At 70.7% G+C, this 12,322-nt stretch carries 10 protein-coding genes and 1 pseudogene; 1 reads left to right on the top strand and 10 read right to left on the bottom strand.

What is annotated here, in order from left to right; genetic code table 11:
• Positions 1 to 58 precede the first annotated feature (58 nt).
• From ABZZ79_RS21925 to ABZZ79_RS21885, 9 genes and pseudogenes are all read right to left on the bottom strand, one after another.
• Positions 59 to 616 (bottom strand): hypothetical protein, encoded by a 558-nt coding sequence (locus tag ABZZ79_RS21925; RefSeq protein WP_356691199.1) that lies wholly within the window; start codon positions 614 to 616, stop codon positions 59 to 61.
• A 130-nt stretch (positions 617 to 746) separates the two neighbouring features.
• Complete coding sequence (locus ABZZ79_RS21920) at positions 747 to 3,446, bottom strand: hypothetical protein (protein WP_356691197.1); 2,700 nt, start codon at positions 3,444 to 3,446, stop codon at positions 747 to 749.
• A gap of 66 nt (positions 3,447 to 3,512) precedes the next feature.
• Positions 3,513 to 3,971, bottom strand: a complete 459-nt coding sequence (locus ABZZ79_RS21915) for a hypothetical protein (RefSeq protein WP_356691195.1) — start codon at positions 3,969 to 3,971, stop codon at positions 3,513 to 3,515.
• Positions 3,968 to 4,954, bottom strand: coding sequence for a hypothetical protein (locus tag ABZZ79_RS21910; protein WP_356691193.1), 987 nt, complete (start codon positions 4,952 to 4,954; stop codon positions 3,968 to 3,970). Before ABZZ79_RS21910 ends, ABZZ79_RS21915 begins: the two co-directional genes overlap by 4 nt.
• Before the next feature lie 62 nt (positions 4,955 to 5,016).
• Entirely contained in the window at positions 5,017 to 5,622 is a 606-nt protein-coding gene (locus tag ABZZ79_RS21905) for a hypothetical protein (RefSeq protein WP_030841779.1), read from the bottom strand.
• The gene (locus ABZZ79_RS21900; RefSeq protein ID WP_030841781.1) at positions 5,619 to 5,969 is read right to left on the bottom strand and encodes a hypothetical protein; all 351 of its coding nucleotides are present in this window, start codon (positions 5,967 to 5,969) and stop codon (positions 5,619 to 5,621) included. Before ABZZ79_RS21900 ends, ABZZ79_RS21905 begins: the two co-directional genes overlap by 4 nt.
• Before the next feature lie 188 nt (positions 5,970 to 6,157).
• Positions 6,158 to 6,928 carry a hypothetical protein gene (locus ABZZ79_RS21895; protein ID WP_356691190.1) on the bottom strand — a complete coding sequence of 257 codons (771 nt, stop codon included), beginning with the start codon at positions 6,926 to 6,928 and terminating at the stop codon, positions 6,158 to 6,160.
• A 14-nt stretch (positions 6,929 to 6,942) separates the two neighbouring features.
• A complete protein-coding gene (locus ABZZ79_RS21890) occupies positions 6,943 to 7,764 on the bottom strand; it encodes a hypothetical protein (RefSeq protein ID WP_319656695.1) in 822 nt (273 codons plus the stop codon).
• Positions 7,765 to 7,881: 117 nt separating this feature from the next.
• A pseudogene (locus ABZZ79_RS21885) lies at positions 7,882 to 8,274 on the bottom strand (HU family DNA-binding protein); the annotation flags it as partial.
• 305 nt (positions 8,275 to 8,579) lie between these two features.
• Between ABZZ79_RS21885 and ABZZ79_RS21880 the strand changes: the two are divergent.
• Entirely contained in the window at positions 8,580 to 10,178 is a 1,599-nt protein-coding gene (locus ABZZ79_RS21880) for an ADP-ribosylglycohydrolase family protein (protein ID WP_234310101.1), read from the top strand.
• Positions 10,179 to 10,728: 550 nt separating this feature from the next.
• Here the strand turns inward: ABZZ79_RS21880 and ABZZ79_RS21875 are convergent.
• Positions 10,729 to 12,066, bottom strand: a complete 1,338-nt coding sequence (locus ABZZ79_RS21875; protein ID WP_356691188.1) for a hypothetical protein — start codon at positions 12,064 to 12,066, stop codon at positions 10,729 to 10,731.
• Positions 12,067 to 12,322 lie beyond the last annotated feature (256 nt).

Genomic DNA, 12,322 nt, shown 5'->3' with positions numbered 1-12,322 from the left:
CCCGGCCGACCGGAGCCGAAGGGCTGTCGGGCGGCCGGGAGAGCTGCGCGGACGGGCGTCAGTAGATGTGGCGGCCATCGGGAACTGTCCGGCCGATCAAGCGCCAGGGCGGGCCGTCATTCAGAACGCCCATCGGGCACCGATCCGGCTGGTGGGTCGACAGGTCGGCCTCGATGGCCGTGTACCAGTGCTGCGTGAGCGGGCACCGCGTCCCGCGTGCACAACCCGGCCGCTCCGCGACGAACACGTGGTGGACGTCCGGCGAAGTGGGGAGGGATCGGCGGAAGGCGTCCGAGATGCGCTTGCCGTAAGCCGACGGGCTCTCGCCCCGGTACCGCCCCCATACCTGGATGCCGTAGACGAACTGGGTCTGGCCCTCGCGGTCGAGCCGCCAGCGCAGCACGGAGCCGTAGCGCGGGCTGTCGGGCCTGGACTCGTCTGCGCCCGCGGGCACCGCTCCGGTCATGTCGAGGACGGTCTGGCCGGTCCCGGTGAACGCCTGGGGCACGGCCAGCGCCCAGTACGAGGAGGCGTGCTTTCCCCATGGATGCAGCCTCCGCCGCCGGTACTGCGTCCCGGCCTTACGGCGCTTTATGAGCGGCTTGTTCCGCTTCATCTGTATCAGTCCCCCGGATGCGCTGAGACGGCGCGACGCCTGGAGCGGCGCTCGTCAAGTGGGTTGGTGTGGCGGGGCGTCGGCCCGATCCGAGAATGACAATACACACTGAATCGCGAATACGCAACATCTACGTTGTGGGGCCTCCGCCGCGCCATGCGAGGTTCGCACCCGCTTGGAACCGGTCCCAGGCAAGCCGGCTGTCGACCGCGTCCTCGATCGCTCTCCAGACCAGCCCTCTCGCGGGGTCCTGCGGAACGTGGGGCTCTCCGCGGTTGCCCCGGATCACCGTTACCGTGTCGCCGACCGGCGGGCGGGCTCGGTGGACGAGGATGCAGGTGGGTGTTCCGTGGCCGGGGATGTAGGCCCCGGAGGTGTCGATGATCCAGCGTGCGTCGAAGCGGGGGAGGAACTCGGTGATGTACCGCTTGCCGAACTCTCGCTTCATGAACGAGTTCGCGGTCAGCTGCGCCACGAAGCCGCCCGGGACGGCCAGGTGCTCGAGCATGAGCGCGGTGAAGGGCAGGGCCAGCGAGTACTTGCCGGCCGCCACCTGCGGGTATGCGGCGCGGACCTGGTCGCGGATGGCGGGGTCCTTAGGGGTGATGTACGGGGGGTTGGCCACGCACGCGTGGTAGGCGCCGGCGGCGAGCAGGGGCTCGGTGCGGTCCAGCAGGGAGTCGGCGGCGGCCACGTTGACGGGCAGCGACGCCGGGACGCGGTCCAGGCTCACGCCGAGGACGGACGCTGAGCACGCCAGGAGACGGTAGGCGGTCAGCGCGGCGGCGTACGCGTCGAGGTCCACGCCCGACACCGCTGCCAGAGCCCGCTCGACGGCCCGCGGCCCGTGCCCGACCGGAGCGGAGCGGCGGCCGCGGATCGGCGGTACGCGGGCCATGTGGAACGCGGCGACGGCGATGTGCCCGGTCCCGCAGGCGGGGTCGATCATCCGGACGTCGGCTGGCCCCCACTCTTCGATGGCCGGCTCCAGCGACAGGCGCAGCAGGAGGCGGGCGACCCAGGGCGGGGTCTGGCACAGGGCGCGCCCCTTGCGGGCTTCGTCGGACAGCAGTTGGTAGGTGTCGCCCAGTACGTAGCCGTCCACGCGGTGCTCGTCTTCGAGGGCGGGGTGCCGGTCCCAGAACTCCTCAATGGTGGTCCAGGCGGCGGAGCCGAGCGGCTGCTCCCACAGCGGAAGGACGGCTGGATCGGCGAGCGGGGCGAGGGCGGGGTGGCAGGCGGCGAGACTCTCCAGAGACTTCAGCAGGCCGTCCGGACCCGGCGGGCGGTCGTCAGCCGGAGCCAGGCCGTGCTCGTGGGCGTGCCGGGCGAGGGCCGTGGCGTGGCTCCAGAGGGCGGCCGTGCGCCGGTCGCCGGTGTCGCGCGCGACCGTGGCGGTGAGCTTGTCGTAGGCGGCAGGGGACAGGGTGCGGGTGGTCATCTCTTCTCGCAGGGGGCTGGGGGCCCACTGGCCGGCGGTCATCGCAGCCCAGACATCGGCGAAGCCGTCGCGGGCCTTGTCCTGGACGCCGGCCGGGGCGGTCACGTAGAAGTCCTCGACCGTGCCGTAGGTCTTAGAGTCCGGGCGGACGCGGGTGTGGACGCGGTCGATGCCGACACCGTGGGCCTTCGTGAAGTGCTCGACCGGGCGGTTGAGGGCCGTGGCGGCGTTGTGCAGGAAGGCGCCCACTTCGGTGCGGCTGCCGGTGCGAACGGTCTCCACGGACCGGTAAACGGTGCCCTTGATGCTGCTGTCGCGGCACTCGGGCTTGGTGCAACGGTCACCGTGAGCGGTCTTGCACTCGGGCCGGCGGCCGGGGGTGTAGGCGCGTCGCAGCCGGTAGACCGCCCATGTCTCCTCGTCCAGCCGGGCGTTGAACTGGCCGAGCGCCTCGGTGTTCTGGTCGTCGGTGACCCGCCTGAACAGGGTGTCCTCCTTGTAGAGGGACATGTTGTCGTTCAGGGCCATCGCCAGGTACTCCAGGCGCAGCACGCGCGCCGCGAGGCCGGGGTACTTCCGCAGACGCTTCAGGTGGTCCGGCTGAGGCGAACAGACCCCGGAAAACGGGCATACCGGGCAATATGATTTGGCCATGTCAATTCCAAGACGGTCCTTGACATAGCCCTGCACGTCCTCGCGGCCCCAGCCAAGGCGGAGCAAGGGGTAGTCAAGAGCGAAGGTCTCGTAGCCGGCCTTCTTGTTGCGCTGGGCCTGGAACTTGTTGGCCTTGGCCGCGCGCTTGTACTCGTCCGCGTTGTAGCCGAAGAGCTTGCCGACGGTCTGCCCGCCCGACCGCTGGAGCTGGAGGCGTTCAATCGAGAAAGCCTTGTGCTTCTGGCTGCACGCATGCCCACCGGCGTACTGGGGAACGGTGCCGTTCTCCTCCATCTCGTCCATGAGCGTCCACGGACCCCGGCTGAACACCTTGCCGGGGTTCGTGGTGTCGGAGAGCACTTCGACGCCTGCCGAGTCCGGCCGTCCGGCCCGCGCGACCTGCGTGTATCGAATGCCCTTTTCCCGCAGCAGCGGCAGGACGTGGTTCTCGACGTCGGCGATCGTGTCGGGAAACTCGAATCCGGTCATCGCCGTCACGATCGAGAAGTCGGAGAAGTCCTTGGCGATCCCGAAGGCGGCCGGATCGTTGATGATCGCCAGGGTCAGCGCCGTCGAGTCGACGCCGAGGCCGAAGTTGAGCGACTTGTGCTTCGTCGCGCGGAAGGACTCCAGAGCCGCGGTCGAGGCGACCTCGGCCGGAGCCAGCCCGCCTGATGACGACGTCACGGGGCCGGCCTCGTCGAGGTCGGGTTCGAACAGGGTGAGGGAAGTCATGGACGCACCTGCGGGGGAGGGGCGGGTGCGGCCGGGAGGGCCGTACCCGCCGGAGGAGGGAAGGAGTCAGGGCTGGGGCTTCGCGGCGCGTGCGGCGTCGAGGCCCGCGGGGGTGAGGTAGGGCCGGTGCTTCGGGCCGGCGCGGCCGTCGTCGCCGTCGGTGGGCTGCGGGGCGCCGTCGGCATCTCGGTACTTGACGAGGGCGAGGCGGGCGAGGGCGGCGGCGGTGGGCCAGCTGACGTCCCGCAGCGCGCCGTCCTCGTCGGCGGAGTCGATGGCCGCCAGCTGGGAGTCGTTCAGGATCGACCGCCGCCCGGCACCGGTGATGACGTACGGCCCGGCGCCCCGCGCTTGCGCCAACTCCGGCGGCAGCCGGTAGCCGTCGGCGTCGTTGCGGTAGACCAGGCCGTCGTCCAGGTAGACCTGGAGCGTCGTACGGCTGCCGTGCGACGTGAGGTGCCCCGAGGGGTGGGCGCACGCAGCACGGAGGTGCCTGGGCGCCGGCGGGTAGGCCTTGCTGCTCATCGCGGGACCTCCAGCGCGAGGACCGGTGCCGGGTCGAGCGCTGCGGCCCGCGGACCGGTCGCCGCCTTGACCTCGCGCCCGCAGCCGGGGCGCTCGCACCGCTCCGTCGCCCGGGGATTGGGCCACTCGCAGCTCGGGCAGCTCCACATCAGCCCCGCCGAGACCGCGACCGAGGAGATCACGGCCCGCTGCTCCGGGTCGGCAGCGTCCAGGAGTTGCTCCAGTACGGGGGGATGCGGGGCGTCGTGGTTGCTGTCGTCGAAGACGACGGTGTCCTCGACGACGACGCGCAGCGGCACGGTCCCGTCCGGCCGGACGACATGCTCGGGGTCGGCGTTGTCGACGTGGACCGAGACCCGTACGACGCCGTCATTGGCGTCCAGGTAACCGAAGACGAGCACACCGACCACCTCGATGCACGACGGTCCGTCGTCATCGGCGGCGTAGAAGACCGCGGCGCGGTTGAGACCCTCGGCCGTCATGGCGTCGGGGAAGACGAAGTTCAGGGGAGCAATCCGCGAGCGCTGCGCCCGCCCGATCTCCTCGCAGTACAGCTCGAAGCCCTGATCGGGCACTGCGTCGCCGTCAGGGCCGTAGTAGAGATCGACCGCCTCGGCGTCATCGGCCGGGGGCTCGTCGGGCACGTCGCCCTGGCCGCCCACGTTGGCCCAGCTGGCGCGCACGTGCGTGGCGAGCTCCGCGAGGGCAGCGCCTTCCGTGGCGTAGGGCGCCGTGGTGTCCTCGTGTCGGGTCCAGATGCGCAGCATCCAGACCTGCTGGCCCGGGCGAGGCCCCAGGATGGCGGAGACGGCCGGGGACCGGCCGCCGGCGGCCTCGGCGACGATCTCGGCGTGAGCGCGCTGGGCGAGTTCACGGTACTGCGGGGGCAGTTCGGCGGCGGCCGGTGAGGGGGCCAGGGCGCCTGCGATGCGCACCAGGCTCTCGATGTCGGAGGGGCGGAAGCGTTCAGCGAGCACGGTCATCCTCGTCGGTGGCAGAGCCTGGCGGGCACGGGTGGGCCCGCCAGGCGTGGAAGGGGGAGGGGCTAGGCGCCCAGATCAAGGAGCGCCGCGACCAGGGCGAGGGCGCGCTTGCGCTCGGGGGAGACCCGCACGCGGCGGATGCGCTTCGGGTCGGAAGGGAGCCGGATGCCCACGGCCGCGCCGTGTCCGTCACGGTGCAGCTCGTACTGGTCCGCTGAGAGCATCCAGGCGTCCCAGTCGTCGGCCTTGCGCCCGGCGCGCACCAGGGATTCCGCGGTGGGTGCCGTCGCGGGGCAGGAACAGGCCGGGTCGTCGCACGGGCGGCCCGCCGGATGCCGGGAGATGACGCCGCCCGAACGGTAGGTGGCTCTGGTGCCGTTGAGCATCGGGCACGCCTTCTCCGAATACATCAAGCAGGGCGGGTGGAGTCCCGGTTCCGGCGCGTACCCGACGCCCACGTCCTGGGGGCGGACCAGCACGTAGAACCACCGCTCCAGCGGCCGTTCGCAGATCTGGCACAGGCCGTTCTCGAAGGCCCGGGTGCGTTTGCCCGGGTCGAGCCCGCCGAAGACCGGCAGACCGTTGTGCTCGAACGAGACGTACGGGACGACCAGGCCGCCGTGCGTGGGACGGTGCGCGCACGCCGCGGGGATCGCCGGGGCGCTCACTGGGAATCACCGCCGGAGAGCTCCCAGGAGGGGCGGGCGAGCTCGACCAGGAAGGTGTAGGCGGCGTCGCTGGCCTGGAGTTGGCGTACGACGGGGAGCTGCCGGTACCGGCTGAGGAACTCGCCGATGGTCAGAGCGGTGTTGTGCGAGTCGTCCGGGTAGCTGCCGTGGTCGAGGGGGACCAGGCGGTCGCCCTCGTACTGCGGCCACGTGTACGCGGCGAGGAGCACGGCCTGGCTCCAGTTGCGCGGGTTGGCGCGGATCTTGACGAGCTCGGCGCCGGGCGCCAGTTCCCTGAGCGAGTCGAGGGGCGGTGTCTGGCGCGGTTGGGGGGTGCTCGGGCCCATGACGGTCTCCCAGTTCGAGGCGGGCTTCGGCGGCCCGGGGCGGTGAGATGGAGGGCTGCGGGGTTCGCCACGCAGCGGTGCAGTGGCCTGGCGGCCGCCCTCACGGCGCCGACGAGGGGCGGCGTAGGGGCTGTGGGGGAGGAGAGGGCGGCCGATCAACCAGATACAAGTACAGTACACACGGGAGTCTAAATACGCAACATCATGGCGTGGGGTGTCCGCTCATCCCCTTCGGGCACGGTGAACCGGGCCGACAGCAGCGCCACACAGAGCTGCCGGATTCCTCCTTGCTCCCACAGCGCCAGGGACTCGGGCACTGCGGCCGGCCACCACTGCACCGACACTCCGTCGCGCACCACGTCGACCGCGACTCCGTACCCGTCGTCCTTGCTCCAGTCAGCCATGCGCACGTGCGGGCTCAGCACCTCAACTGCACCCTCATGAAGGCGGATCGCCTCCTCCTTCGCGCTGCGTGCCGCCTGCCGCAGAGCCTTCGCCTGTACGGCGGACACCGGACGGTAGACGGTGCTAGCTCCCTCGTCCTCCGCGAGGACGACCAGGGCTCCCCCCTGCGCCGCGAGCACACGATCCCGGCCGACTTCGGCGACCAGCTCGAGCAGTTGCTCCGCGGAGACGGCCGTGTCGAGTCCGCTCTCGGGAACGGCGGAGGCCCGGTAGTGCCCGTTCCGCACCAAGTCCAGGGCGTGCTTGACGTCCAGCATGGCGCGGGCAAGCTCGGCGGAGCCGGGCCGCCCGTTCGCGGCGTAGCGGGTCAGCCGCTGATGGACCAGGGCCGCTTCCCGCTCGTCGGGCTCGTCGAACTGGCTGCGGACCACCTCACGTACGGCAAGGTCGATCACCTGCGCCAGGTACCCGGCGCTGAAGGACCTGCGCCGGAGCAGGCGAAGCGCCGTCTGCTTGGACGAGCCGCCAGGGACGACGGCTGATGCCCGGGACACGAGGTGACTCCTGCTCAATTCGCCGGTCGCGAGCCGGGCTGGTCGATGTATGTGGTCCACGCCTCGTGCTCGGAGGTGGTGAGAATCGGTGGCGGGACGATGGGGGCGCGCCCGAAGCACTGGTCACAGGCGTGTACGTCCGGCTCGGCGCCGGTGGCGTCAGTGCCGCGGCCCGGCAAGGCGGTACCGCAGATGGGCAGGTTCGCCGGGACGGACGGGTCCAGCCGCAGATGCAGATCGTGGCCGTGGAGGACCGGACGGACCGCGACGGGCTCCGGTTCGGAGGCGGGGCCGAAATGCTCCGCAAGGAACCGCACGACAAGGGCGTGAGCTGCCCGGGCCCGCTCGTCCAGGGTTCGCGTGTCCGCCAGCGGCAGCTCGACGACCCGCAGGGGTTCCCGCATCTCTGCGGTCAGGCGGTCGACGAGGACCCGCCCCTCGGCGAGGAACTGCGGGGCGTCGCCGCGAGGGTCGTCGCTGCGCTTGCCGACCCAGATCCACGACAGGGGCACGAACGCGGCGAGCTCGCTGAGGAGCCCGTACCAGCGGCTCACCGCCCACGTGGCGTAGGTGGCGCATGGCCTGTGGCGGCAGGAGCCGGCCGGAGCCTGGCAGGCGCGCAGCTCGAAGCGGAAGCCGAGCTCGGCCGCGTCAGTCCGAAGGATGCCGAGCTCCGCCACACCGCCGTTCCGCCGTGTCCACCAGGCCGGTTCGCCGCCCAGCAGCGGACCGGGCTCGGTGCTGCGCCCGATTTCCTGCGCCTCCGCTGAACGGGCAGAGGCCAGAGTCCGATGGGCAGATACGACGCGAGTGCCGTCGATCACGAGGTAGTTCATCAGAAGTCTCTCCGGTCCGGCCGGGCGCGCCAGCGCCCGGCCGTCGAGCAGGAACGCCGGGGGGAAGGGCCCGGCAACGGCGGATCAGGCGAGCGACTTCTTGGGGGTGGCCTTGACGGCCTTCTTCGCCGGTCCAGTCTTCTTGGCCGCCGCCTTCTTCACCACGGTGGAGGCGCCGGTGAGGCTTCCCTTGGGGGCCTTCTTGACGGAGACCTCGCCGCCCCTGGGGAGCTTCTTGGAACCGCTGACCAGGTCCTTGAAGCCCTGCCCGGCCCGGAAGCGGGGGACGGAGGTCTTCTTGACCCGCACCCGTTCGCCGGTCTGGGGGTTGCGGGCGTAGCGGGCCGGTCGGTCGACCCTCTCGAACGAGCCGAATCCGGTGACGGAGACGCGATCTCCGGCGACGACGGCGCGGACGATGGCGTCGAGCACATGGTCGACAGCGTCGGCGGCCTGCTGGCGGCCGCCCATCTTGTCCGCGATCGCGTCGACGAGCTGGGCCTTGTTCATGGAAGAACTCCTGTGAGTGGGCGTGCACTTCGATGCCGGACGTACGGCCGCTGACATTCAGGGCGCGGTGCCGACGAAGGGAAGCGGGGCGCGTCATCCAGGACGGTCGAGCGCCTCCGACAGCAACTAAACTACACACTGCTAGCAAAATATGCAACGCTAATCGTCATGTTGACGAAAGTAGTTCGGCCGTGTCACTCTGACGTAGCGACAGCGGGTTTGAGCGCCAGGCGAGTTGACGCCGCGCTCCCCGCCCTCGCCCCCCTCAGACCACCCGCGCGGTACATGACCTCGGGAGAACACCCGTGAACACGCAGCTTGTTGACCCCACGACCGCCACCCTGACCCTGGCGGTCCACCCGCTCAACGTCCACGCGACCGACCGCGCAGCCGGCGTCCTCCTCGGCGCAGCGTGCGGTGACGCCCTGGGCGTGCCGTACGAGTTCGGTATGCGTCCTCTTCCCGACGACGGGCGTCCCAAGATGGTCGGCGGGGGCCTTGGCCCCTACAAGCCCGGCGAGTACTCCGACGACACCCAGATGCACGTGTGCATCGCCGCTGTCGCCTCCACCGGAGCCGACCTGACCAGTACCACGGCGCTCGACCAGATCGCCCGCAACTTCCACCGTTGGCGTGACGGCGGCGCGAGCGACATCGGGAACCAGACCCGCAGCGTGCTCAGCGCTGCGAAGGCCCGCAAGACAGGGACACCCGCGCAGGCCATGCTGGCGGAAGCCGACGCCTACACCGCCCGCACTCAGTTCAGCGCGGGCAACGGCTCGCTGATGCGGACCGGCGTCGTCGCCCTCGCATACCTGGACGACGTCAAGGGGATGGTCCGGGCCGCCACCATGATCAGCTCCCTCACACACTCCGACCCCGAGTGCGTCGAGGCGTGCATCCTGTGGTGCGCGGGCATCCGAACCGCCGTGCTGGAAGGCACCTTCGACGGCGTCCGTGACGGCATCGCGCTGCTCCCCGAGGACCGGCAGGAGATCTGGCACGCGAGGCTGGACGAGGCCGAGGCGAACCCGCCGCACCACTGGGACCGCAACGGGTACGTCGTCACCGCCCTCCAGGCCGCGTGGTCCGCCATCACCGGCACACCCGTTCCCGAGCTGGCGCCGGAGCGTGGATCGTTCCCCGCCCAGCACTTCCAGCTCGCCACCGAAGCGGCCGTCCGGGCGGGGAACGACACGGACACCGTGGCCGCGATCGCGGGTGCCCTCCTGGGAGCGCGCTGGGGCGTCTCGGCGATCCCGCTCGACTGGCAGCAGGCGGTGAACGGCTGGCCCACGATGTCTGGCCCCGATCTCGTCCGCCTGGCCGTCCTGACCGCCCGCAAGGGCATGGACGACGGCGACGGCTGGCCCTCGGCCCCGCACGTCAAGATCCCCGGCTACGCCGGAAAGGGCTACGTCGCCCAGCACCCCGCCGACCCCGGAGTCCTGCTCGGCAACCTCCCCATGACCGAGTTCGCTGGCACACCGCCGGTCGACGCGGTCGTCTCCCTGTGCCGCGTCGGACAGGGGCCGATCTTCTCCCAGACCGACGTCGAACACGTCCGCGTCTGGCTGGTCGACAAGGACGGCGAGAACCCCAACCTCCACTACGCCCTCGACCAGGCGGCCCGCCAGATTCTCCGGCTCCGCAAGGAAGGCAAGCGGGTCTTCCTCCACTGCGTCGCAGGCCGCTCGCGCACCCCCGCCGTGGCAGCGACGTACAGCATGCTCCTGGGAACGGACCCCCGCACCGCCCTGACGGAAGTCTGGGCGGCCCTGGGCAAGCACTGGACCCTCCTGGCGCACCCGCAGCTCCACGACGCCGTCTACGAGCTGGCCGGGCAGCCGCCGCACCGGCCGCAGCCCCGTCCTCGCCGCCGCTTCTTCCGCAAGCGCAGCTGACCCGGGCGGCGCGCCACACCGCTGAAGCCAGAAGCGCGGCCTCCACCCGGAGGCCGCGCTCAGTGATGCCCATGCACAACGTCCCGACCAGGGACAGAGACGGGTGACGGTCACCCTGAGGTCGTCACCACGAGCGAACAGAACGACGATGCCCACTGTGAGGCAGACCACGAATGGATCTACCGCATCACGACGCTCGCCGATCCGCCAGAGAGCAAGTACGTCCTCACACCGTACGAGGCGCAATCGCTCAGGCGGCGCCTCCGCAGCGTCGGCTACGAGGCGCAGGTCGCTCGGGCCCCGGCAACCGCGTTCGTCATCGTCACCGATGAGGAACGCGACGCCCTCGTCGCCAACAACGCACCCGGGACCACCCGATAGAACTCACCGAGACACAACCAAATCCCCAGCAGCACCCGAAAGCCGAGAGTCCGCCGGTCGACTGACCGGCGGGCCTACGCGTTTCCAGCGGCCTTGCACCTCGCGGGCTGGCCCACCGAGCCGGTCAACAGCCGGCAGCCGGTCGACGAGAAAGAGCCACGAAGGCCTCCTAGCCCCGGGGACCGAAGCGGCCCGGCCCCCTGCGGCTGAGGATGAACCTGTAGACCGTCTCGCGATACCAGTGATCCTGGAAGACCCGAGGCTTCTTGCCGTCGTCGGCGGTCCTGTCGGCGCGGGGGACCTGTCCGCGGGCGTGATAGGCGTGGACGGTCTCGCGTGCGAGGGCCTCGCCACGGGTGGTCATGCCCAGCACCTCGGCGAAGTCGTAGATGTCCAGCAGGTCCCGCGGATCTCCTTCGGGTAGATCGTGGACCAGCGCCGGCCCCGTGCCCTTGAAAGCCGCCCAGACATGCGGTCGGTGCTGCTCCACCCAAGCGTCGACCTCGTGCTGGTCATAGGTACGCGGCTGCGTACGCCGCGGTGCAGGGAAGGCCTGGCGAATGACCTTGTCGCCCTCCCGCTTCTCCTTGACCTCGACCCACTGGAGACCGGTGTACTCGGAGACGCCGTACCGCGGACCAATCATCTCCGCAGTGAGCTGCGCCTGTTCGCCCTCCGCCTCGGCGGCCGGCTCCGCCGCCGGTGTCGGCTCGGCGAGGTCCCTCTGGGATCTGGCATCCGCGTCGGCCCACGCGTGGCCGGACAGCTCCGCGCGGCGCTGGGCCGCGGCCCAGGTCCGCCGGCGATTCTCGCGCACCCACTCGTCCACCTCGGCCGCGCTGTAGCCGTCCTCGCCGGCCGCAGGGAACCCCTCAGCGCGGATCCACCCCCGGGCCGTCTGTCCGCTGACGCTGTACGTGATCGCGATGTCCTTGGCGTCGACGTTCCCAGTGCGCGCGGTGGACGAACGGCTCGGAAGTGAACCGTCGGCCGCAGGGGTTTGCTCGGTGGCCACCGGTTCCTCGGTCTTCGTCTGCCGGCGCATGCGCCGCGGACGGTTCACGAACTTGTACGCCGTCTCGCGGAACCACTTCCGCTCCGTCACCTCCGGCCGCTTCCCATCACCGGGCGTCCGGTCGGGGCCCGGCATCTTCTTCGTGGAGATGTAGCTCCGCAGGGTCCCCTCCGGCACCGGTTCCTTCCGGCCCAGGGCCTTGCCCTCCCATGCGCAGATGTCCGACAGGGTCACCAGATCCTTCGGGCGGCCGGCAGGCAGACCGAACGGGTTGTCCGAGTCCTGCCCCTTTGCCCAGTGGACCGGGAGGTTCTTCTTCATCCACTCGTCCACCAGCGCGGCGTCGCGGACAAGGGTCCGTCCAGGACCGGACGGCCAACCCTCCGGGAAACCCGGGAGCGTGGTCCAGTAGGCCACGTTGCCTTCATTGGCCTTGTACTTCTCCGCGATGTCCTGTGAGGTCACGAGTTCATCGGCGTCGGCGGGAATCACCGTTACTCCTTGTCGGACCGGCAGTGAACCCGCAGGCCATGGTCGTGGCCCCGCGGGTGGGGGCCTGGGGCGGTCGAGGTCGAGGGGGTGCCGGCATCGTTGGATCCTTAACTGCGCCGGCGCCCTCAGTCGCGCAGGGGCAGGCGCTAAAGTACATCACGGTAGGGTGATACGCAACGAACGCTCGAGATGGCGTCGCCGCACGCCCGCGGGGGTGTCTTCGGGGCCGGGCGCATGTCCGCCCGGCCCCGAAGAC

The organism is Streptomyces sp. NPDC006458 (assembly GCF_040612135.1).
In the GTDB taxonomy this organism is placed as follows: domain Bacteria; phylum Actinomycetota; class Actinomycetes; order Streptomycetales; family Streptomycetaceae; genus Streptomyces.
The sequence above is the reverse complement of the archived record's forward strand: the minus strand, read 5'-3'. Positions and strand labels throughout refer to the sequence as shown.

Excerpts from the sequence above, each read along its gene's own strand:
- ABZZ79_RS21925 (WP_356691199.1), bottom strand. The coding sequence starts at position 616 with ATGAAGCGGAACAAGCCGCTCATAAAGCGCCGTAAGGCCGGGACGCAG.
- ABZZ79_RS21920 (WP_356691197.1), bottom strand. The coding sequence starts at position 3,446 with ATGACTTCCCTCACCCTGTTCGAACCCGACCTCGACGAGGCCGGCCCC.
- ABZZ79_RS21915 (WP_356691195.1), bottom strand. The coding sequence starts at position 3,971 with ATGAGCAGCAAGGCCTACCCGCCGGCGCCCAGGCACCTCCGTGCTGCG.
- ABZZ79_RS21910 (WP_356691193.1), bottom strand. The coding sequence starts at position 4,954 with ATGACCGTGCTCGCTGAACGCTTCCGCCCCTCCGACATCGAGAGCCTG.
- ABZZ79_RS21900 (WP_030841781.1), bottom strand. The coding sequence starts at position 5,969 with ATGGGCCCGAGCACCCCCCAACCGCGCCAGACACCGCCCCTCGACTCG.
- ABZZ79_RS21890 (WP_319656695.1), bottom strand. The coding sequence starts at position 7,764 with ATGAACTACCTCGTGATCGACGGCACTCGCGTCGTATCTGCCCATCGG.